The sequence below is a fragment of the Haemophilus haemolyticus genome (assembly GCF_003490595.1).
GTDB lineage: Bacteria > Pseudomonadota > Gammaproteobacteria > Enterobacterales > Pasteurellaceae > Haemophilus > Haemophilus haemolyticus_L.
Genome location: NZ_QQGY01000005.1, coordinates 85,545 through 106,963 on the forward strand (window position 1 = coordinate 85,545; position 21,419 = coordinate 106,963).

21 protein-coding genes and 1 pseudogene are annotated in these 21,419 nt (G+C 37.8%); 5 read left to right on the top strand and 17 right to left on the bottom strand.

The genetic code is table 11. From position 1 onward, the window contains the following. Positions 1-9: 9 nt before the first annotated feature. The 6 genes from nqrE to DV415_RS05055 form a co-directional block, all read right to left on the bottom strand. Complete coding sequence (gene nqrE / locus DV415_RS05030) at positions 10-606, bottom strand: NADH:ubiquinone reductase (Na(+)-transporting) subunit E (RefSeq protein ID WP_005631374.1); 597 nt, start codon at positions 604-606, stop codon at positions 10-12. 3 nt (positions 607-609) lie between these two features. Continuing rightward, complete coding sequence (gene nqrD / locus DV415_RS05035) at positions 610-1,236, bottom strand: NADH:ubiquinone reductase (Na(+)-transporting) subunit D (protein ID WP_118789865.1); 627 nt, start codon at positions 1,234-1,236, stop codon at positions 610-612. Beyond that, the gene (locus DV415_RS05040; protein ID WP_005629176.1) at positions 1,236-1,970 is read right to left on the bottom strand and encodes a Na(+)-translocating NADH-quinone reductase subunit C; all 735 of its coding nucleotides are present in this window, start codon (positions 1,968-1,970) and stop codon (positions 1,236-1,238) included. The genes nqrD and DV415_RS05040 overlap by 1 nt, the downstream gene beginning before the upstream one ends. Beyond that, entirely contained in the window at positions 1,963-3,198 is a 1,236-nt protein-coding gene (locus tag DV415_RS05045) for an NADH:ubiquinone reductase (Na(+)-transporting) subunit B (RefSeq protein ID WP_005631373.1), read from the bottom strand. The genes DV415_RS05040 and DV415_RS05045 overlap by 8 nt, the downstream gene beginning before the upstream one ends. Before the next feature lie 2 nt (positions 3,199-3,200). Further along, positions 3,201-4,544 carry a Na(+)-translocating NADH-quinone reductase subunit A gene (locus tag DV415_RS05050; protein ID WP_118790036.1) on the bottom strand — a complete coding sequence of 448 codons (1,344 nt, stop codon included), beginning with the start codon at positions 4,542-4,544 and terminating at the stop codon, positions 3,201-3,203. Positions 4,545-4,837: 293 nt separating this feature from the next. Next, positions 4,838-5,149, bottom strand: a complete 312-nt coding sequence (locus tag DV415_RS05055) for a BolA family protein (protein ID WP_118791573.1) — start codon at positions 5,147-5,149, stop codon at positions 4,838-4,840. 92 nt (positions 5,150-5,241) lie between these two features. On the opposite strand from DV415_RS05055, the gene DV415_RS05060 reads away from it, so the two are divergent. Both DV415_RS05060 and gorA read left to right on the top strand, forming a co-directional pair. Next, positions 5,242-5,841 (top strand): YajG family lipoprotein, encoded by a 600-nt coding sequence (locus tag DV415_RS05060; RefSeq protein ID WP_118789867.1) that lies wholly within the window; start codon positions 5,242-5,244, stop codon positions 5,839-5,841. Positions 5,842-6,072: 231 nt separating this feature from the next. Next, positions 6,073-7,443: a glutathione-disulfide reductase gene (gorA, locus tag DV415_RS05065; RefSeq protein ID WP_118789868.1), complete on the top strand. Its 1,371-nt coding sequence runs from the start codon at positions 6,073-6,075 to the stop codon at positions 7,441-7,443. Between the two features lie 64 nt (positions 7,444-7,507). Here gorA and DV415_RS05070 read toward each other — a convergent pair. From DV415_RS05070 to DV415_RS05095, 6 genes and pseudogenes are all read right to left on the bottom strand, one after another. Continuing rightward, positions 7,508-8,714, bottom strand: a pseudogene (locus tag DV415_RS05070) (IS3 family transposase). Positions 8,715-8,854: 140 nt separating this feature from the next. Beyond that, positions 8,855-10,222, bottom strand: coding sequence for an L-serine ammonia-lyase (locus tag DV415_RS05075; RefSeq protein ID WP_118789869.1), 1,368 nt, complete (start codon positions 10,220-10,222; stop codon positions 8,855-8,857). Positions 10,223-10,257: 35 nt separating this feature from the next. Next, positions 10,258-11,496: an HAAAP family serine/threonine permease gene (locus DV415_RS05080; protein ID WP_118789870.1), complete on the bottom strand. Its 1,239-nt coding sequence runs from the start codon at positions 11,494-11,496 to the stop codon at positions 10,258-10,260. Positions 11,497-11,718: 222 nt separating this feature from the next. Continuing rightward, on the bottom strand, positions 11,719-13,887 hold the full coding sequence (locus tag DV415_RS05085; protein ID WP_118794423.1) for a heavy metal translocating P-type ATPase: 2,169 nt from the start codon (positions 13,885-13,887) through the stop codon (positions 11,719-11,721). Then, a complete protein-coding gene (locus DV415_RS05090; RefSeq protein ID WP_005631184.1) occupies positions 13,862-14,068 on the bottom strand; it encodes a heavy-metal-associated domain-containing protein in 207 nt (68 codons plus the stop codon). The genes DV415_RS05085 and DV415_RS05090 overlap by 26 nt, the downstream gene beginning before the upstream one ends. Positions 14,069-14,153: 85 nt before the next feature. After that, positions 14,154-14,360, bottom strand: a complete 207-nt coding sequence (locus tag DV415_RS05095; RefSeq protein WP_005666693.1) for a heavy-metal-associated domain-containing protein — start codon at positions 14,358-14,360, stop codon at positions 14,154-14,156. Between the two features lie 76 nt (positions 14,361-14,436). Between DV415_RS05095 and cueR the strand changes: the two genes are divergently transcribed. After that, positions 14,437-14,823 (top strand): Cu(I)-responsive transcriptional regulator, encoded by a 387-nt coding sequence (cueR, locus tag DV415_RS05100; RefSeq protein ID WP_118789872.1) that lies wholly within the window; start codon positions 14,437-14,439, stop codon positions 14,821-14,823. Between the two features lie 13 nt (positions 14,824-14,836). On the opposite strand, the gene metJ is transcribed toward cueR, so the two are convergent. Continuing rightward, positions 14,837-15,154 (bottom strand): met regulon transcriptional regulator MetJ, encoded by a 318-nt coding sequence (gene metJ, locus DV415_RS05105; protein WP_005634287.1) that lies wholly within the window; start codon positions 15,152-15,154, stop codon positions 14,837-14,839. A gap of 247 nt (positions 15,155-15,401) precedes the next feature. Here metJ and rho point away from each other — a divergent pair, with 247 nt between their 5' ends. Continuing rightward, a complete protein-coding gene (gene rho, locus DV415_RS05110) occupies positions 15,402-16,664 on the top strand; it encodes a transcription termination factor Rho (protein ID WP_005648966.1) in 1,263 nt (420 codons plus the stop codon). Positions 16,665-16,717: 53 nt separating this feature from the next. Here rho and DV415_RS05115 read toward each other — a convergent pair whose 3' ends face one another. From DV415_RS05115 to DV415_RS05130, 4 genes are read right to left on the bottom strand one after another with little or no spacing between them, the layout of a single operon-like run. Next, positions 16,718-17,410: a prepilin peptidase gene (locus DV415_RS05115; protein ID WP_118789873.1), complete on the bottom strand. Its 693-nt coding sequence runs from the start codon at positions 17,408-17,410 to the stop codon at positions 16,718-16,720. Then, on the bottom strand, positions 17,407-18,627 hold the full coding sequence (locus tag DV415_RS05120; protein ID WP_118789874.1) for a type II secretion system F family protein: 1,221 nt from the start codon (positions 18,625-18,627) through the stop codon (positions 17,407-17,409). The genes DV415_RS05115 and DV415_RS05120 overlap by 4 nt, the downstream gene beginning before the upstream one ends. Next, a complete protein-coding gene (locus DV415_RS05125) occupies positions 18,624-20,021 on the bottom strand; it encodes a GspE/PulE family protein (protein ID WP_118789875.1) in 1,398 nt (465 codons plus the stop codon). Before DV415_RS05125 ends, DV415_RS05120 begins: the two co-directional genes overlap by 4 nt. Continuing rightward, on the bottom strand, positions 20,018-20,467 hold the full coding sequence (locus DV415_RS05130; protein ID WP_118789876.1) for a prepilin-type N-terminal cleavage/methylation domain-containing protein: 450 nt from the start codon (positions 20,465-20,467) through the stop codon (positions 20,018-20,020). The genes DV415_RS05125 and DV415_RS05130 overlap by 4 nt, the downstream gene beginning before the upstream one ends. 114 nt (positions 20,468-20,581) lie before the next feature. Here DV415_RS05130 and ampD point away from each other — a divergent pair, with 114 nt between their 5' ends. Next, entirely contained in the window at positions 20,582-21,136 is a 555-nt protein-coding gene (ampD, locus tag DV415_RS05135) for a 1,6-anhydro-N-acetylmuramyl-L-alanine amidase AmpD (RefSeq protein ID WP_118789877.1), read from the top strand. Positions 21,137-21,419: the final 283 nt, after the last annotated feature.

Sequence of the window (21,419 nt, forward strand, 5' to 3'; positions counted from 1 at the left end):
TTACACTCCTTATAATTGAATACCAGAGAAAGACATAAAGCCTAACGCCATTAAACCAACAGAGATAAAGGTAATACCTAAACCTTTTAACCCAGCAGGAATATCCGCATATTTCATTTTCTCAGTTAAGCCAGCAAGCGCAACAATCGCCAACATCCAACCTAAACCTGAGCCAAAACCGTACACGATAGATTCAGGGAAATTGTAATCACGTTGAACCATGAAAGACACCCCACCAAAAATCGCACAGTTTACTGCGATTAACGGTAAGAAAATCCCTAATGCGTTATAAAGAGATGGCATAAATTTATCTAATACCATTTCAAGAATCTGTACTAAACCAGCAATAACCCCAATGAAGGTAATGAAGTTCAAGAATGATAAGTCCACACCTTCAATTAAAGCATTTTCTTTTAGTACATTTGCATAAATTAATTGGTTTACTGGCACGGCGATACCAAGAACGAAAGTTACCGCAATACCAAGACCGAACGCAGTTGATACCTTTTTAGATACTGCTAAGAAAGTACACATTCCTAAGAAGAAGGAAAGTGCCATATTTTCAATGAAGACTGCCTTAACAAATAGGCTAATATAATGTTCCATTGATTATTTCTCCTGTTGCTCTGGTTTCCAAGTTCTTAATCCCCAGATAACAAATCCGATGATAAAGAATGCACTTGGTGCAAGTAGGAATAAACCATTTGCTTGGTACCAACCACCATTCTGAATGGTTTCAAAAATAGTCATACCAAATAATTTACCTGAACCGATAAGTTCACGGAAAAATGCTACGATAATTAACATCGCACCATAACCTAAACCATTACCGATACCATCTATAAAACTTTCAACTGGAGGCGACTTCATCGCAAATGCTTCAGCACGTCCCATTACGATACAGTTAGTAATAATCAAACCAACGAATACTGAAAGTTGTTTAGATAAACCATAAGCATAGGCTTTTAATATTTGGTCAACAACGATTACAAGTGATGCAATAATCGCAAGTTGCACAATAATACGAATACTGTTTGGAATGTAGTTGCGAATCAGAGACACAAAGAAACTTGATAACCCTGTTACCAAACTTACTGCAATCGCCATTACAACAGCAGTTTCTAATTTTGTTGTTACCGCTAATGCAGAACAAATACCCAAGATTTGTAATGCAATCGGGTTGTTCTTAACAACCGGAGCTAACAACAGATCTTTATAATTTGCTTTTTCAGACATTAGTTTGCTCCCGCATGAAGTTTTTCAAGATATGGACCAAAACCGTTCGCACTAAACCAATAATCAAATGTACCTTGTACACCATTACCAGTTAAAGTCGCGCCTGATAAACCATCAATACTATGCTCATCTTGTGGAGCTTGCCCTTTCACGATGTGAATTGCAGGTTGATGTTGTTCATCAAACAATTTTTTACCTTTAAATAAACTTGCCCAGTTTGGATTTTCGATCTCACCCCCCAATCCTGGCGTTTCACCATGTTGGTAGTAAGTGATACCATTAATAGTATTACCATCTGGTTGAACAGATACTAGACCATACATCACTGACCACAAGCCAGTTCCATAAATTGGTAAAATAACTTGTTGAGTCTTACCTTGTTCATCTTTTACAAGATAAACTTCGGTCGTTTTGCTACGAGAACGGATACGTGCTTTATCGGCATCAGCAGGAATTGCTTGTTGGCTATCGTCTGCTTGTTGTGTGTATTCACCCGTTGCTAGATCAACGAAACGAGGCTCGATAAATTTTGCATAAGTTTCTTTTACATTAGTATTTTCTTGTAAAAGACCAGCTACATTTAAGATATTTTTTTGTTTATCGAGTAACTTTTGTTCTTCTTGTGCAGGCTTTAACATTACTGCGGAACCAGCAACAATAATGGAACAAACTAAACTCAGTAGCAATACGACAAGAATTGTGCCGCCTACGCTGTCTTTATTAAACTTAGCCATTTGTTCTTGCTCTCCGACGTTTGATATTTGCTTGAACCACGATGTAGTCGAAAATCGGTGCAAATAAGTTTGCAAATAAAATCGCTAACATCATGCCTTCTGGATAAGCTGGGTTTACAGTACGAATTAATACAGCCATTACACCAATTAATGCACCGTACCACCACTTACCTGCATTGGTAAAGGATGCTGAAACAGGGTCTGTTGCCATAAATACCATACCTAATGCAAATCCACCTAAAACAAGGTGCCAATGCCAAGGCATTGAGAACATTGGATTAGTATCAGAACCAACTAAATTAAATAGAGTTGAAGTTGCAATCATACCAATCATCACACCAGCAATGATGCGCCATGCCGCAATACGAGTGAACACAATCACTGCGCCGCCGATTAAAATTGCAAGCGTAGAAACTTCACCCATTGAACCAGGTAAATTACCAACAAAAGCATCCATCCAAGTAATTGGAGCACCAGTTACAGTATGTTGTAATGCACCCTGACCGCCTTGCGACCATTGTGAAAGGGCGGTTGCGCCAGAGAAACCATCAGCGGCAGTCCAAACAGTATCACCTGAAATTTGAGCTGGATAGGCGAAGAACAAGAAAGCTCGGCCTGCAAGTGCAGGGTTCATGAAGTTACGACCAACGCCACCAAAAATTTCTTTTGCAACAACGATACCAAAAGTAATACCTAATGCGGCTTGCCATAATGGCAATGTTGGTGGAACGATTAACGCAAATAAAATGGTTGAAACGAACATCCCTTCATTTACTTCATGACCACGCACAACTGAGAACAATAATTCCCAAATCGTACAAACGGTGAACACCACTAAGTAAATTGGTAAAAAGAAAATTGCACCCAGCGCCATTTTTGAGCCCCAAGTTGCATTGGCAGTTAAATCTAAACCTAATGAACTTGCAAGTGCATAGTGCCAATCATTAGCAATTAGTTGATCTAAATTGCCTAATTGATTTAAGGCAGGAATCGCTTGGTTACCCACATTGTACATCCCGTAGAAAATCGCAGGGAACAACGCAAGGAAAACCGTAATCATCATACGTTTTGAGTCTAACGCATCACGAACGTGAGTGTTTTTGTGCGTTACTGTACCTGGTGTATAAAGCAAGGTATAAATCGATTCAAAGATCGGATAAAGCTTGCTGTATTTACCACCTGGTAAAAACGCGGGTTCCATTTTTTCAAAAAGATTTTTCAAACCCATTTTTAACCTTCCTTCTCAATCTTATCTAATACTTGACGCAAGATTGAACCGTATTCATATTTGCCTGGGCAAACGAAAGAGCATAATGCTAAGTCTTCTTCGTCTAATTCGAGACAACCTAACGCTTGCGCGCCATCGGTATCACCCATGATTAAATCACGTAATAATAATGTCGGTAAAATATCCAACGGCATAACACGCTCATAGCTACCAATTGGAACCATTGCACGCTCACCACCGTTTTCAGCCGTAGTGAAGTTGAATAATTTCTTACCGAAGTGACCTAACACTGTACGAGTAATTGAATATTTATTAGATTGCGGTGTAATCCAACCAAGGAATTCTTTCTCATTACCTTCAGCGATTACCGATACTTGCAATGCATAACGACTTAAATAGTCATGCGCACCTTTTGCTGTTTGTCCACAAAGCACTGAACCTGAAATTACGCGATTTTTACCCGCACTTAATTCATTTTGGGTTAATTGAGAGAGATTAGCACCAATTACAGTGCGAATTAAACGAGGTTCTTTCACTTGCGGACCAGCAAGAGAAATAACGCGTTCAACATAAAGCTCGCCTGTTGTAAATAATTTACCCACTGCGATCACATCTTGATAATTGATGTGCCATACAGTTTTATTTACACCAACAGGATCAATAAAATGAATATGAGTACCAACAAGTCCTGCTGGGTGAACGCCACCGAAATCATGAATCTGTAAATTTTCAAGATCAACGGTTGGGATATTGGTATCACCTGCTTTACACAAGTGTAACGGTTTTGAAGGGAATAAACGACTTAATACCGTTAAACCATTCGTGAAATCTTGCCAAAATTCTTTTAGCACAATTGCAGGATCTGCGGCTAATGGATTGGTATCCATTGCATTCACGAAAATTGAGGACGGCTCACTATCAATCGCAGGCACTTTGCTAAATGGACGAGTACGTAATGCAGTCCATAAACCTGATTCAACAAGGTTTTGTTTTACTTGTTCAGAAGAAAGCGTATTCAATTGTTCTGCACTATATTTTGCGAAAATAATTTGCTCATGTCCTTCCACATTAATTACGACAGATTGTAATACGCGCTTCTCACCACGATTGATTACAGTGATAGTACCACTTGCAGGGGCTGTAAAAATCACACCTGGATTTTTCTTGTCTTCAAAAAGCACTTGGCCTTTCTTTACAATATCGCCTTCGCGCACCTTCATCGAAGGACGCATCCCCACATACTCCTCACCTAGAATCGCAACTTGATTCACAACATTTCCGTTGTGGATTACTTGTGCTGGTTTTCCCGCAATTGGGAGATCCAAGCCTTTCTTAATTGTAATCATACTGTTTGCACTACTTTTCAAGGTTAAAAATACAATTGCAAATAAGCAAGTTAAATGCAATCTCGTGTTTGAGCGTGGCAAAATGCCTATAAAAAGACATTAATGCCACAAAAATAAAAAACTCAAATCGGTTAACTTCACGATAAACATGCTTATCGAGAAATTGAATTTGGATAAAATTAAACGCCTTATTCTAGCGAAAATCTGCTTTTTTCGCTACTTAAACGCCTACTTTTTTGTAAAAACCTTTTGCGATATATCAAAAAAATGTTACATCTTCATAACATAAAAAATTAATGTCCAACGCCTGCGCATTTCGTTGAAGCGGGAATTTTCTCATTTAACTTGCCCCATTCCTCTACGGTAAACAAGTGCAATGCTAACGCATGAACACCTCTATTAAGCTCATCTGCAAGCGATTGATAAACACGTTGATGACGCTGCACTTTACGCATTCCTTCAAAAACATTACTCACAATCACACATTTAAAATGAGATTCCTCGCCACGACCAGAACTATGTAAGTGGCTTTCATTTTCTACACGAAAAAAGTGCGGTTGAAATTCTAGTTGAATTTTTTGTTCGATAGTTTGTTGAACAGACATCATAAATCTCCACAAAATCACAATGAAACGCTATACATTAGCAATGAAGTTTGCAAGAATAACACAGTTTTAACTGGCTCATTGGGGAAATTATGACATTATCAAACAAAATCAAAACATTATCAGCAATAAGTATTGCAGCCGCTACGCTGTTCCTTGCTGGCTGCCAAGCACAATCAAATACATTAACGTTCACACTACCAGCACCGAATGCCACAATGAACATTAATCAAAATGCGATTGTGTATGTAACAACGAAAGATAGCCGAACAACGCAAGATATCGCTAGCTATACCAAACGTGGAGAACTCATTAAATTAAATTCATCACCGAGTGTTACACAATTATTCCAACAAGTAATGCAACAAAATCTTATTAGTAAAGGTTTCAGAATTGGGCAATCCAATGGATCAAATGCGTGGGTAACTGTGGATGTGCGTGAATTTGCTACGCAAGTAGAACAAGGTAATCTTCGTTATAAACTTAATACCAAAATTCAAGCGACTGTTTATGTTCAAGGCGCGAAAGGCTCATACAATAAAGCATTTAATGCTACTCGCTCACAAGAAGGCGCATTAAACGCGGATAATGACGAAATTCAAAAAGTTCTATCTCAAACATTTAACGATATTGTGAATAACATTTATCAAGATCAAGAAGTATCCGCTGCGATTAATCAATATGCTAATTAATCGAATAGCTAATTAGAGATCTCTTAAGTGAGGAAGGTTAATATAACCTTCCTCATTTTTTATGATGTCATTTTATTCTACATACTACTTTTCACATAAAATCATCTAAAGCGAATCATCTATTCAAAAAGAATAAAAATATTCATAAAACCAATTACATCAATTTATAGCATTCTTTATAAAAATTAGGCAAAATACGGAAAGTTTTTGAGTTCAAAAAAGGATCAAACTATGACTAAACATTATGATTACATCGCTATTGGCGGTGGCAGTGGCGGTATTGCTTCTCTAAATCGTGCTGCAAGCTATGGAAAAAAATGCGCAATCATTGAAGCAAAACATCTTGGCGGTACTTGTGTAAATGTAGGTTGCGTACCTAAAAAAGTAATGTTTTATGGTGCACATATTGCAGAAGCAATTAACAATTATGCGCCAGATTATGGTTTTGATGTTGAAATAAAAAAATTTGATTTTTCAAAACTGATTGAAAGTCGCCAAGCCTATATTGGTCGTATTCATACATCTTATAACAATGTATTAGCAAAAAATAACATTGATGTAATTAACGGTTTCGGAAAATTTGTCAATGCTCATACTATTGAAGTAACACTTTCTGATGGTACAAAAGAACAAGTAACCGCAGATCATATTTTAATCGCAACAGGTGGTCGCCCATATCGTCCAAACATTAAAGGACAAGAATACGGTATTGATTCAGATGGTTTCTTTGCATTAACCGAATTACCAAAACGCGCTGCTGTTATCGGTGCCGGCTATATTGCCGTTGAACTTTCTGGTGTATTAAACAGCTTAGGCGTGGAAACGCATTTATTAGTGCGTCGCCATGCGCCAATGCGTAATCAAGATCCATTAATCGTAGAAACACTAGTGGAAGTGCTTGCGCAGGATGGAATTCAATTACATACCAATTCCACACCATCTGAAATTGTTAAAAATGCAGATGGTTCACTTACAGTAAAATGTGATGGTCAATCTGATGTTACTGTGGACTGTGTTATTTGGGCTGCGGGTCGTGTTCCAGCGACAGATAAAATTGGCTTAGAAAATGCTGGCGTAGAAACGAATGAACACGGCTATGTCAAAGTGGATAAATATCAAAATACTAATGTGAAAGGCATTTATGCGGTAGGCGATATTATCGAAAACGGCATTGAATTAACACCAGTTGCAGTTGCAGCAGGTCGTCGCCTTTCTGAGCGTTTATTCAACAATAAACCAACTGAACATTTAGATTACAATTTAGTTCCAACTGTTGTATTCAGCCATCCACCAATCGGCACCGTAGGTTTAACTGAACCTCAAGCTATCGAACAATATGGTGCTGAAAATGTTAAGGTATATAAATCCTCTTTCACAGCAATGTACACGGCAGTTACTCAACATCGCCAACCGTGCAAAATGAAATTAGTTTGTGTGGGTAAAGATGAAAAAGTTGTGGGTTTACATGGCATTGGTTTTGGTGTAGATGAAATGATTCAAGGATTTGCCGTCGCAATCAAAATGGGCGCAACAAAAGCTGATTTTGATAACACTGTAGCTATTCACCCAACGGGTTCAGAAGAATTCGTGACCATGCGTTAATCTTCAAAGCAAAGAAAAAAGAGCGGTAAAATTACTGCCCAGCCCAGAAAGTTAAACTATTAAATCAAGAAGAACTAAGCTCTCTAATTAATGAGCTTAGTTCTTTTAGTTTACACTGAATACGCTTATGATTGTAATCATGAATCCTTTTTCGACCTGCTCAAAAGTATCAAATTATTTTACATCGCAGCACGCTGTTTTTAACCGCCTCAAAAGCTCTCTATCGCCGCATTATCTGAACAATTTCCTTTTATCTACATACTTTGTCGAATACCGTGTTTCAACTGGGAACCATTAAGCCTTGTTATCTATTGCTCCATCATTCGGGTAATTTGCTAAAAATTCGGGCTTATTAATAAATCATAGGCAATAATTTCATGATTAAATCCTCCTTTAACTGGCGATAAATAAAGCTTACCTTCCGCACATTTAAATTCAGTGAGGCCTGTTACCAATTTTTCGTTTGGTTGGCTTGCGGTAAAGTGGCGTTCTAATAAATTATCAGCAATATGACCTATTTCAGCTTGGTAAATGCGGTATTTTTTCTCTTACTTTTCCCTTGTATGTTCAGTATATTCATCAGACGTTGGACTTTCTTATGATTGATATTTAGTTTTTTCTAATCTCCAGAGTACTACGACGATAACCATAACGTTTCAATAAATTTTCATAAGTTCTTGTGATATCGCACTATCTTTATTGATTTTTTCTTTCAAATGATAAAAGAAAACACGGCGTGCTAGCCCAATTAAATCAAGCAATATCTGAAATGAAAAGTCTATCCTTAATACTTTTACGATTTCGACTTTTGCTGCATTTTTTGTTGGTTTAGCATCTGCAACTTTTTTAGGATAGCATTCTGCACACGAAGTTTGAGGTTCTCTAATTACAACTAGTCTTCTCGTGTTTTGGGCTTAGGAGGCATTTTGGAATATTGGGGTTTCATACTGGGACGACCTTTAGGTTTTGTCATTAAGCCGTTTATACCTTGTCTTTCAGAGGCTTGCACCCATTGATTAATTATCCCTGAACTAGCAATACCGAAATGCAGATAGGTAGATTCTGCAGAGCATTTCCCTTGTTTAACCGCTTAAACAACATAGAATTTAAATTCAAGGAAGTACTTTTGGTTTCTTACCTAGTACTAATAATCCATTGATTCCATTGTGATGAAATTGTTTAATCCAACGCTTTAATATTCGTTCTGCAAGTTGAAAGTGCTTTAGTGGGATAGAACGATTTTTATCTTGTAGAAGATAAAAATCGATCACCTGTTGTTTGAAAGATTAGTTGTATTTAGTCATAAAAAATCTACACCTTAATCAGTTGGTTGTTTAGCCCAACTTTTGAGGTGCAGATCAAATCAAGGCTTTAGTTTTATATATGATAAATTGAATTGAGATTTTTATATTTAAGTACAAACAATTTTAACTGCAAGTCCGCCTTGAGATGTTTCGCGATACTTGGCGTTCATATCTTTGCCTGTTTCATACATTGTTTCAATCACTTTATCTAAGGTTACTCTTGGATTAGTGGTACGACGTAAAGCCATTCGAGACGCGTTGATTGCTTTAACTGAAGCAATCGCATTACGTTCGATACAAGGTACTTGAACTTGACCACCGACAGGGTCGCAAGTTAATCCTAAGTTATGCTCCATTGCAATCTCAGCTGCGATGCATACTTGCAGTGGATTACCTCCCAGAATTTCAGCTAGTCCTGCAGCAGCCATTGAACAGGCTACACCCACTTCACCTTGGCAACCCACTTCTGCGCCAGAAATCGAAGCATTCATTTTATAAAGTGAACCAATCATACCTGCTGCTAATAAATAGCGTTCAATGATTTCAGGTGTTAATGGTGAGATGAACTTCTCATAGTAAGCAAGTACAGCCGGAATAATCCCGCATGCGCCGTTGGTTGGTGCAGTGACTACGCGTCCGCCAGCTGCATTTTCTTCATTAACAGCAAGCGCAAACATATTGACCCAATCAATCACGCGCATTGGATCGTTAGATAAATTCGTATTAGCTTGCAACACACGATAAAGTGAAGCTGCACGACGTGGTACTCTTAAAGGGCCGGGTAATATGCCCTCTGTGTGAATACCGTGTTCAATACAAGCCTGCATCGTTTTCCAGACATTCTCTAGATGAGCACTTACAGCCTCTTTGCCATGCAAGGCAACTTCATTCTCTAGCATCACAGTCGAAAGCATTAAGCCGTTATCACTGCAATGTTTTAAAATATCTTCTGCATTTTTGTAAGGATAAGGCACTTGGACTGTGTTTTTTTCTTCTTGACCAAAATGAGCTTCATCGACAATAAAACCACCACCGATCGAATAGTAGGTTTGGCGATAAAGCTCTGTGCGATTTTCATCAAGAGCGGTAATTGTCATGCCATTTTCGTGCAATTTTAAAAAAGTGCGGTGGAAAATAAGATTATTTTCAAAATCAAATTTTACCGTCTTTTGACCAACATTAATTGGTAAAAGCGCAGTTTGTTTCACTTTTTCGATAAAACCTGGAATCATATCGATATCCACATTATGTGGTAAATAACCCGCTAACCCCATAATGATAGCGATATCAGTGCTGTGGCCTCTCCCTGTCATCGAAAGAGAACCATACACATCCACATGAATTTCAGCCGTTTGTTCAAATTGATTTCGTTCAATTAAGTCGTCTATAAATTGTTTGCCGGCTTTCATCGGGCCGACAGTATGGGAACTGGATGGCCCAATTCCCACTTTAAACATATCAAATACGCTAATCATAAATTTCTCAAAATTCGCTAAACTTTAAAGGGCGCTTATAATAATCCATAAACAACCGCAGAGATAGCGATTAATCCCATAATCGTTACAAAAACATTGCTGAAACGTCCGCTGTAGCGTTTCATCGCTGGGATTTTTCGAATCGCGTACATTGGCATGATAAACAAAATCATTGCAATGATTGGACCGCCAAGAGATTCGATTAAGCCTAAGATACTTGGATTAATAATCGCAACGCCCCATAAAGTTAATAAGAAGAAAAGAGCGGTCGCATAATTGAGTTTTTTTCGATTTACAGATTCGCCTTTCATTTTCAAATATAAGCCTTCTAAGCCTTCACGTGCACCCATATAGTGACCGAAGAATGAGCTAGTAATCGCTAAGAATGCGACAAGCGGGCCAAAATAAGAGATATATGGATTATCAAATTTATTCGCTAAGAAAGACAAGATACTGATATTTTGTGCTTTTGCTGCCACTAATTCTTCAGGTGTTAGTGTTAATACACAGCTAAATACGAAGAACATTACGAAGAATAACAAAATCGTTGAGGTACCTTTTTCTGTATGGCTGATATGGCGTTCTGCACCATCGAAAGTTTTGTATTCACGGAATTGTGAGCAAGTGAAAGATGAAATTGCTGGTGAATGGTTAAATGAGAATACCAATACAGGAATAGTAAGCCACAATGTGGTGACGAAACCGCCTGCTGTTGGGAATTCATGTAACATCGCACCATTCCATTCTGGAATTAAGTAAATAGAAAGTGCGAATAAAATTAATACTAATGGGTAAACAAGCCATTCTGTGATTTTTAACATTACTTTTTCATTAAATAGCATAACGGAAATCAATACTGCAATTAATACAAAAGAGAGAATGGCTCGGTTTGGCGATGCCATGCCAAGTTGATTCACAATGAAAGAATCGACTGTGTTAGTAATACCGTTGCCGTAAATTAAAAGAATGGGGAAAATCGCGAAGAAATAAAGTAGGGTGATAAGTTTACCCGCTGTTTTACCAAAGTGTTCTTCCACTACTTCAGTAATATCGCTACCAGGATTTTTTGATGAAAGCACAAAATAAGCTAAGCCACGATGAGCAAAATAAGTCATTGGCCCGACGATAATTGCCATTAAAACTAACGGCCAAAATCCGCCCATCCCTGCGTTAATAGGTAGGAATAAGACACCTGCTCCAACCGCCGTACCGAAAAGGTTTAACATCCATGTTGCATCAAATTTGTTCCATTTGAGTTTTTCTGTTGGTTTCATAGTTTGCTCCAAAGCATAAATTACTTAAATTTGTCAATTTGCAGAGCAAAATATGCCCTAACAAAATTTGAGTATTATGTTATGCCGATAAATAGAGAATCTCAAAGAGCAAATTCTAAAATTGTGATCAAGTTAAAATTTTTTTATAAAAAGTGCGGTAATTTTCAGCGACAAAAAAATCGGTGCGAGCACGACACCGATTGCGTATAAAAATAAATGAAATTAGAACCGCACTTTTTTCAATCTTAAGGCGTTCATCAATACGGAAATTGAACTCATCGCCATTGCACCTCCAGCAATCACGGGATTTAGAAAACCGAAAGCGGCAAGGGGGATGCCGAGAATATTGTAAATCAAAGCAAAAAATAGATTTTGTTTGATATTTTTCAAGGTTGCTCTTGCAATAAAAAGCGCATCCACAAGTTGATTCACCGAATGTTGCATAAGCGTTGCAGATGCGGTTTGTTCTGCAATATCTGAACCTGATTTCATCGCAAAACTGACGTTTGCAGCGGCCAAAGCAGGCGCATCATTTATCCCATCACCTACCATTGCAACAACATGACCTAGATCTTTCAGCTTTTGAATTTGTTCCGCCTTATCTCTAGGGCTGAGTCCACCAAAGGCTTTCTTAATTCCGAGTTGTTTAGCGATGTAATCCACGACAGATTGTTGATCGCCACTCATAATTACAACATCAATATTTTGCTGTTGTAAGCGTTGAATGGCGTGCAAACTATCGTTTTTTAAGGTATCCGTCAGCGCAAATGCACCAACTGGTTCATCATTTATAGATACCGCGACAATGCTCGCAATTTGCCAGATATCCTCTAAATTTTTAGGCAAGATTAAACCGCAATAATCAGGTTTACCAACTTTTATTGTTCCCACTTGTTCTAATTCGGCTTGAATGCCTTGACCGACTTCCATCTTTGCAAAAAGTGCGGTGGGAATGTCTAACATTTTTTGTTCTGCTGCTTGCACAATAGCTTTTGCAATTGGGTGGTTAGCTTGTTGTTCAACGGCTGCGGCAAAACGATACAAATCGTCTTCAGAATACACCGCACTTTGTGGCTGCCATAGAGCTGAGATTTCAAGTTCACCTTTTGTTAGTGTGCCAGTTTTATCAAGTACAACGGTATCCACATGGGCGGTTTCCTCCATTGCTGCCGCATCTTTAAACCATACGCCAGCATTGACCGCTTTACCTAAACCAACCATTATGGATGCTGGTGTGGCTAATCCCAAGGCACAAGGGCAAGCAATCACAAGCACAGATACAGCGTGAATAAGTGAAGATACACTATCATTCGTCAGAATATAAGTAAGTGCGAAAGTAACAAGTGAAATCACTAAAACGACAGGCACAAACACGGAAGCAACTTTGTCAGCAAATCGTGCGATTGGCGCTTTTGATCCTTGTGCATCTGATAATGCATTCATCATATCGCCAAGTAAGGTTTGGCTACCAAGCTGATTTGCTCGATAGATAATAGAACCTTCTGTTACCATCGCCCCCGCTAATACTTTTCCACCTTTCTGTTTTTCTTCTGGACGAGACTCGCCCGTTAAATGGCTTTCATCACACCATCCATTTCCACTTTCAATTATACCGTCTGCTGCAATACGCTCGCCTTGATTCGTACGAATGATTTCGCCGATATTTACTTGGTCAAGGGCAATTTCAGTCCATTTGTCATTACGTAGAGCAATGACTTTTTTCGGTGTCAGTTGCAAGAGCATACTCAAACTATTTAGGCTGTGCTTTTTAGTGCGATCTTCAAGAAATTTTCCAAGACTGACAAAACCAATTACCATTACAGAAGCTTCAAAATACACATGCCCCATTGCATGATCGGCGTGGTAAAACAGCATAAAAGCAGAATAAAGATAAATAGTGAGCGTTCCTGTGCTGACCAGTACATCCATATTGGCAAGTCCACCACGAATACTACCGATTGCTCCGCGATAAAATGGAATGGCTAACCAAAGTTGCACAATGCTCGCTAATGCAAATTGCCAAATAGGGGGTAACATCAAGTGATGGGAGCCACCTATCATACCAAGCATACCAATCAGAAATGGAATATTGATTATCCAAAGTACGATTAATCGCCAAGGGATTGATGTATTTTTTTCTATTGGTAATTCGTTGGTTTGTTTGATATGGGCAGAGAAACCTGTTTTATGGATAATCTCGATAATTTGAGTTTCGCTTGTTTGCGTAGCGTCAAATACAACTTGTGCTTCTTCGGCAGCAAAATTTACGCCTGCTTGTTGCACAAATGGTTTTTTATTTAAAACTTTTTCAATACGATTGGCACAAGATTGGCAGGTCATCCCACCAATCTGAATCGAAATTTTTTTACTCTGTGGCGTCAAATCCGGCATCTTCAATTACCTCAATCAACTGTGCAACATTAACTCGATTTTCATCAAAAGTAATATTTGCTTTACCCTCTAATTGCACATCAGCAGATTGTACACCATCTAATTCTGTTAAAACTTGAGTAAGACTTTTTACGCAACAGCCGCAATGTATGCCTTTTATGTTTAATGTGATAGTTTTCATTTTTACTCCTTGTTAGTTGTTTTATTGATGAATGCGATTGGCACAAGATTGGCAGACCATCCCACCAATCTGAATCGAAATTTTTTTACTCTGTGGCGTCAAATCCAGCATCTTCAATGACCTCAATCAGCTGTGCAACATTGACTCGATTTTCATCAAAAGTAATATTTACTTTACCCTCTAATTGCACATCAGCAGATTGTACACCATCTAATTCTGTTAAAACTTGAGTAAGACTTTTTACGCAACAGCCGCAATGTATGCCTTTTATGTTTAATGTGATAGTTTTCATTTTTACTCCTTGTTAGTTGTTTTATTGATGGCTACACTATAAACCTTTACATAAGGTTAAGGTCAAGAAGTTTTTTATGAATATTAGTGAAGCCGCAAAATTAGTAGGTTTATCTACAAAACAAATCCGTGATTATGAAAAAATGGGGTTAATTAAACCCGCTGTTCGCAGTTTGTCAGGCTATCGAAATTATGGAGAAAGTGATTTAGAAAGGTTGCATTTTATTCGACACTCACGCAATGTTGGGTTTTCGTTACATCAAATCGCACAATTATTAACACTACAAGATAATCCTAAGCGTAGCTGCCGAGAAGTGAAAGTGCTAACAGCTCAACATATTGCGACATTAAATCAACAAATAGAACAGTTACAAAAAATGGTACAAAAATTGCAGCACTGGCACGACAGTTGTCAGGGCAATGACAACCCTGAATGTTCAATTTTGAATGGCTTGAACGGATAAGTGAAAAGTGCGGTTAATATTCCCAACTTTCTGGATCGACACCTAATTCACGCATAAGCACTTTGGCATCTTCAGGGATTTCATCATTACGCTCTTTCATTAAATCTGCATCGGTGGGCAAAGGTTGACCGGTGAAAGCATGCAAAAATGCTTCGCAAAGTAATTCACTGTTAGTTGCATGACGTAAACTTTTTAATTGGCGGCGAGTGCGTTCATTTGTCAAAATCTCCAATACTTTGATTGGAATAGACACAGTAATTTTTTTTACTTGCTCGCTTTTTTTGCCATGTTCTGCATAAGGGCTGATATATTTTCCGTCCCAATCCGCCATAATTTACCTTAGTGCTTATTGATAACCTTACAAATTGTCCGTATTCTAATGAAAAATCAAATAAATAACAATCTAGACGGCTAAACTTCTATGTTAAAAAGAGAAAGAAAAGTGCGGTAATTTTTTAGATTAAATATAAAGAAACGCTAGACAGTACAGGGTTTTAGTGGTAATTTACGCGCCATTCAAAGGGTGCAAGCCCACCATTCGAATCATCAATTCTTATTAATTCCAATATTTATTCATTATGCATTTAACTGAACTTAAAAATACGCCTGTTTCTGATCTTGTGAAACTTGGCGAAGAACAAATGGGCTTAGAGAATTTAGCTCGTTTACGTAAACAAGATATTGTCTTTGCAATTTTAAAACAGCACGCCAAAAGCGGTGAAGATATTTTCGGCGGCGGCGTATTAGAAATCTTACCAGATGGTTTTGGTTTCCTTCGTTCTGCTGACAGTTCCTACCTTGCAGGCCCTGATGATATCTATGTTTCCCCAAGTCAAATTCGTCGTTTTAATCTTCAAACTGGTGATAAAATCGAAGGTAAAATTCGTCCACCAAAAGAAGGCGAACGCTATTTTGCACTTTTAAAAGTTGATCAAGTTAATGATGACAAACCTGAAGTTTCTCGTAGCAAAATCTTATTTGAAAACTTAACACCATTACATGCTAACTCTCGTTTAAGAATGGAGCGAGGAAATGGCTCAACAGAAGATTTAACCGCCCGTATTTTGGATTTAGCATCACCAATTGGTAAAGGTCAACGTGGTTTGATTGTTGCTCCACCAAAAGCAGGTAAAACCATGTTGCTGCAAAATATTGCGCAAAGTATCACGCATAATTATCCTGATGTGGAACTTATCGTATTATTGATTGATGAACGCCCAGAAGAAGTAACAGAAATGCAACGTTCAGTAAAAGGTGAAGTGATTGCTTCTACTTTTGATGAGCCTGCAACTCGTCACGTTCAAGTAGCTGAAATGGTAATTGAAAAAGCAAAACGTTCAGTAGAGCATAAAAAAGATGTGGTGATTCTGCTTGACTCTATTACTCGTTTAGCGCGCGCTTACAATACAGTAACCCCCGCTTCAGGTAAAATTTTGTCTGGTGGTGTGGATGCTAACGCGTTGCATCGTCCAAAACGTTTCTTTGGTGCAGCGCGTAACGTGGAAGAAGGTGGTAGTTTAACGATTATTGCGACTGCGCTAGTTGATACCGGTTCGAAAATGGATGAAGTTATTTTCGAAGAATTTAAAGGTACAGGTAATATGGAATTACACCTTTCTCGTAAAATTGCAGAAAGACGCGTATTCCCAGCTATTGACTTTAAACGCTCTGGTACTCGTAAAGAAGACTTACTCACAACAGCTGACGAATTACAAAAAATGTGGATTCTTCGTAAGATTCTTAATCCAATGGATGAAGTGGATGCAATGGAATTCTTGATTGATAAGCTCATGATGGCGAAAACCAACGAAGAGTTTTTTGAAGTGATGAAACGTTCGTAAAAGTAACCGCACTTCTATGAAGAACAAGGGGAAAATATTATGTTTTCCCCTTTTTAATATCCGTAATATTTGACGAAATAAATGATGATAGCCGACAAGTTCATAAAAGGGGCAAAAGGTAAAAATTCTTTTTTCTTCCTATGAATAAGCGAAAAACATATTCCAAGAACTGAGGCTAATAATAAAAAGTGCGGTAAAGTTTCTAAATAAATAAAACTTCCTAATGCCATTGCTAGCCAATAATCTCCCCGTCCAAAGGCTTCTTTTTTGTAATAGAATTTTGCAATCCAATAGATTGCGTAGAAAACAATAAAAAAACTTGCCGCACTTTTTATGCTTTCAGATAACGTAAGCAATGAAAAATTATTGTCTGCTCCAAATAAACCAAGAGTAAGTAACCATAAACAGGGAGTCGTAGAAATAAGTTGATAGTGCCAATCAAGATAACTGATTGCCCAAAGGATAAGAAGTGTGAGTCCGAACCATACAGTAAAAATAGAATCTTTGAAGGCAATTTGTAAAAATATAAATCCAATTCCAACACTTAAAAAATACCTCAAAATATGACCGCACTTTTTTTGTTGAATAGAGGCAAAGTGAGATTGAAATGGAGCCCGGTTTTGTGGAAATAATTCAACGTAAGTCGCATAAATCTCTTGCTGCAAACGTGTAATAAAACCAGATAGGTAGAACCACAATGCGATCCCTAAGATGCCGCCTAATAAAAACATTGCGAAGTAAATCATTGAATAACCGACCCCATATTAAAGATAGGTAAATACATTCCCATCATAATAATTCCAATCAGACTGCCGATGATCACCATCATTAATGGTTCTAGCATTTGTGATAGTAAGTCAATTTGATGATTAAGTTTTTCTTGGTAATTATCCGCTATGTGCTCTAGCATCAAAGCGAGTTTTCCGCTTTGCTCACCAATTTGTAACATTTGTTGTGCTTCCATCGGGAAAAGATTGCTACTTACACTATTAGAAAACGCATAGCCTTGAGAAACCCATTGTAAAATTGACCGCACTTCTTTATCTAATACGATGTCATTTACGAGAGTTTTCTTGGTTTGCCATGTTTGTGTGCGAGGGAGAAAACTGTCTAGTGCTTGATTAAGCGGTACGCCAGCTTGCAACATAATTTGTAAACTTTGACTAAAGTTCACTAAACGTGAAAGCTTTTGAATTGTTCCAAAAATAGGCGTGACAGAGATAAGTTGGTTTTTCTGTTGATGAAACCAAATCTGGCGTTTTAGATAGAAGTAATAAAATAGAAAAAAACTAAAGGAGAAAAATAGCAAAATACCAATCTTTTGCTTAAGAAAATTGGATATAGAGAGCAATATTGCGGTTATTGTTGGTAACTCAGCATTATTACCACTGTACATTTCAGCAAATTGAGGCACGATAAAAAGCAATAATGCGAGTGTTAGTAATAGTGAAATTCCTAACACTATTGAGGGATATAACATAATTTTCTGTAATTTACGTTGTAATGCTAAAGATTGGCTACGATGGGTGGCTATTTTTTTACAAACAACGGAAAGTTTTCCCGTCATTTCTCCCACTTGAATCAGTTGAATTTCTTGTTGTGTGAGATATTTTCCTTGTTGTTCAATGGCCTGTGAGAATGCTAAACCAGATTCAATAGATTGAATCAGTCGTTCAAGCCATTCGTTGAGCATAATTTGAGTACAATTTTGTTGCAAAATTTGCAGGCTGTTTTTTAACGGAATTGCGGATTGTAGCAATGTCGCTAATTGATTGAGTAATTCACTGATTTCTGAATTTTTGGGCTTTGCCCCAAATTGCCAGTTTTGTTGTAATTTGATGTGAGTAAGCCCACGGCTTATTAATTGAAAGTGTGCTTGTTGTTTCGTATCCGCAATAATTGAGCCTTTTTGTTTCTGATTTAATGCGTTACTACCTTGATAATAAAAGAGTTTTTTAGTCATGAGTTTTTACCTAACACACGTTCAATTTCTTTCTCATCTGTTATACCTTGGCTCACTTTTTCTAAACCACTCGCACGTAAATTTTTAAAATCCGTTTGATAGCCATTCTGTTGCCAATGTAGAAATTGATACACGCCGATTCGACCTCGATAACCTTGATGGCAATCACAAGAATTTATTAAATTTCCACCGCACTTTGGACAGATTTTTCGTACAAGACGCTGTGCAATGACGAGTAGTAAACTGTTTTCAATTTCATGTTGTTGAATACCGAGTTGTTGTAAGCGAGATATGGCAGATATTGCATCATTGGTATGTAAAGTTGAAAGCACTAAATGCCCCGTTTGGGCGGCACGTAGTGCAATCATTGCACTTTCTTCATCGCGAATTTCACCTAGCATAATAATGTCTGGATCCTGGCGTAAAAAAGCGCGCAATAGACGGCTAAAATCTAATCCAATCTGTGGATTAATTTGGCTTTGAATAATGCCATCAAGCTCAATTTCAATGGGATCTTCAGCGGTCATAATATGTTTATCAGGCGTATTTAGCCACTGAAGTGCGGTGTAAAGTGAGATACTTTTCCCACTTCCTGTTGGGCCAGTTACTAAAATTAATCCTTGTGGTTGGCTAAGGGCGTGTTGAAATGCCTGTTGTTGGCTTTCAGTCATGCCCAGTTCAGAAAAGCTGAGTTCTACTGGTTTATTTTGCTGTGCTCTCAGGACAACTTTCTCCCCCCAATGAGTTGGTAATGTTGAAAGACGGAAATCAAGAATATCGGAAAAAGTGGTTTTAAATTGAAATCGTCCATCTTGTGGAAGTCGGGTTTCAGTGATATCTAATTTAGCGAGCAGTTTTAGGCGAGAAATAATTCGATTAGACAAATTTTTGCTAAGTGGAGGCTGCGTTTGTAAAACACCGTCAATTCTAAACCGCACTTGGAAATGATCCGATAAGGTCTCCAAGTGAATATCTGAGGCATTATTTTGTAAAGCGGATTCAAAAATTTGATTAAGCAAGCGAATGACGGGCTCATCATCTTGTTGTTCAAGATGAGACTGTTCTTGATGTTGGTAATATTTAACTTGCTCTTCCACTTTAGGTTGATTAGGAGCAAGTTGCTGTAATAGTTCTTTGAGTTGAATGCTTTCTAATAAAACTGGCTCAACAAGCTTGCCAGTTATAAACGAAATAGTTTCACAGGCGGAAAGATTAGAAAGAGAATCGACACCTAGCCAAATACGATTATTTTCTTCTTTAAGTGGCAAAGCAAAATACCGCAAGAGTAGGGATTGTTGCTGCTGATTGCGTTCCCACAGGTTTGGCGAGATCGTAAATACCTCGCCATTTTGAGCGGTTACACGCTGAGTATGAAGTAAAGCATAGCTCGTCATTGTGTGATACTTCCGCAAAAATTTGCTGGAAATAAAGATGCATCCGTTCCTTTACAGGTAGTCGTCCAAGTTACACCTGTTGCAGCATTACCTGTAGCTTGCAGAATATATTCCATATTTGTTAATGTGCCATTCCCTTTTACTGTAATGCCACCTGATTGAGTGATCACTGAGGCTACATAGCCTTTTGCTGTCGTTATATCCGCTGCAATACCATTTTTTCCACCCGTACAGTTTGTTGTTTCATTTGTGCTATAAACGCATAATTCCACATCAGCCTTATAAGGCGCAGATGCTTGCAGTAATTCGGATACCGCTGCTTTTTTGGTATAATTTTGATAAGAAGGAATAGCGATAGTGGCTAAAATCGCGATGATGGCGATGACTATCATCAATTCAATTAAGGTAAAGCCTTTTTTCAAGGTAGTTTGTGTAGTTAGTTTCATTTATTTTCCTTTCGTTAAGCCTTTATTGGCTGAAATATTGTGAAAAAGGAAAATTGTTTTGTAAAACAGACCGCACTTTTTCTGCGATCCTGATCGCAAAAATAGGAAAAATGTATGCGAAAAATAAAAGATATTGAGAAAGGATTGCTGACTGATTGTCGACAAATTCCATCTCCTCATTTTGATGAACGTCCAGATTTACAAGATATTTCACTTCTGGTGATCCATTACATTAGCTTACCGCCAGAACAATTTGGTGGCGGATATGTGGATGATTTTTTTCAAGGAAAATTAGATCCTAAGATTCACCCTTATTTTGAAGAAATTCATCAAATGCGTGTTTCTGCCCATTGTTTGATTGAACGAGATGGGCGAATCACGCAATATGTTAATTTCAATAAGAGGGCTTGGCATGCTGGATTATCTTGCTTTCAAGGGCGAGAAAAATGTAATGATTTTGCCATTGGAATTGAGTTAGAAGGTAGTAATGAACAACCTTTTACTAATGAGCAGTATTTGGCATTGCAAGAACTTACTAACATAATCATGAAAAGTTATCCTAAAATTACGAAAGAGCGGATTGTTGGGCATTGTGATATTTCGCCAGGACGTAAGATCGATCCCGGCCAATATTTTGATTGGGAACGTTATTTTGCCTGCCTGAAATAATTTGTTCAAAAATTAGACATTAAAATTTAGAGACTTCTGTGTATTACAAATATTGTTATGTTTTGTTTATAAACCTCTGAATTTAAATGGGAAATTTTTTTCTAGGGATCGTCTAGGAAAGGTTTTTTTGAGTTATACAACATTATGGATTTTCTCAACCACAATTTTATCCACAGAAATATTGAATAACTCAAAGAGATTGCTAAAAGATCTTTGAGGAATGGCGTCCCTTTAAAAATTGTATTTTTTTACCGCATTTTCTTCCATTTTTATATGTGAAAAG

Coding starts and splice junctions, on each gene's coding strand:
- DV415_RS05125 (WP_118789875.1), bottom strand. CDS start 20,021: ATGACGAGCTATGCTTTACTTCATACTCAGCGTGTAACCGCTCAAAAT.
- nqrE (WP_005631374.1), bottom strand. CDS start 606: ATGGAACATTATATTAGCCTATTTGTTAAGGCAGTCTTCATTGAAAAT.
- DV415_RS05095 (WP_005666693.1), bottom strand. CDS start 14,360: ATGAAAACTATCACATTAAACATAAAAGGCATACATTGCGGCTGTTGC.
- DV415_RS05090 (WP_005631184.1), bottom strand. CDS start 14,068: ATGAAAACTATCACATTAAACATAAAAGGCATACATTGCGGCTGTTGC.
- DV415_RS05075 (WP_118789869.1), bottom strand. CDS start 10,222: ATGATTAGCGTATTTGATATGTTTAAAGTGGGAATTGGGCCATCCAGT.
- DV415_RS05085 (WP_118794423.1), bottom strand. CDS start 13,887: ATGCCGGATTTGACGCCACAGAGTAAAAAAATTTCGATTCAGATTGGT.
- DV415_RS05040 (WP_005629176.1), bottom strand. CDS start 1,970: ATGGCTAAGTTTAATAAAGACAGCGTAGGCGGCACAATTCTTGTCGTA.
- DV415_RS05050 (WP_118790036.1), bottom strand. CDS start 4,544: ATGATTACAATTAAGAAAGGCTTGGATCTCCCAATTGCGGGAAAACCA.
- metJ (WP_005634287.1), bottom strand. CDS start 15,154: ATGGCGGATTGGGACGGAAAATATATCAGCCCTTATGCAGAACATGGC.
- DV415_RS05120 (WP_118789874.1), bottom strand. CDS start 18,627: ATGACTAAAAAACTCTTTTATTATCAAGGTAGTAACGCATTAAATCAG.
- DV415_RS05080 (WP_118789870.1), bottom strand. CDS start 11,496: ATGAAACCAACAGAAAAACTCAAATGGAACAAATTTGATGCAACATGG.
- DV415_RS05130 (WP_118789876.1), bottom strand. CDS start 20,467: ATGAAACTAACTACACAAACTACCTTGAAAAAAGGCTTTACCTTAATT.
- rho (WP_005648966.1), top strand. CDS start 15,402: ATGCATTTAACTGAACTTAAAAATACGCCTGTTTCTGATCTTGTGAAA.
- cueR (WP_118789872.1), top strand. CDS start 14,437: ATGAATATTAGTGAAGCCGCAAAATTAGTAGGTTTATCTACAAAACAA.
- gorA (WP_118789868.1), top strand. CDS start 6,073: ATGACTAAACATTATGATTACATCGCTATTGGCGGTGGCAGTGGCGGT.
- DV415_RS05115 (WP_118789873.1), bottom strand. CDS start 17,410: ATGATTTACTTCGCAATGTTTTTATTAGGCGGCATCTTAGGGATCGCA.
- nqrD (WP_118789865.1), bottom strand. CDS start 1,236: ATGTCTGAAAAAGCAAATTATAAAGATCTGTTGTTAGCTCCGGTTGTT.
- DV415_RS05060 (WP_118789867.1), top strand. CDS start 5,242: ATGACATTATCAAACAAAATCAAAACATTATCAGCAATAAGTATTGCA.
- DV415_RS05045 (WP_005631373.1), bottom strand. CDS start 3,198: ATGGGTTTGAAAAATCTTTTTGAAAAAATGGAACCCGCGTTTTTACCA.
- DV415_RS05055 (WP_118791573.1), bottom strand. CDS start 5,149: ATGTCTGTTCAACAAACTATCGAACAAAAAATTCAACTAGAATTTCAA.
- ampD (WP_118789877.1), top strand. CDS start 20,582: ATGCGAAAAATAAAAGATATTGAGAAAGGATTGCTGACTGATTGTCGA.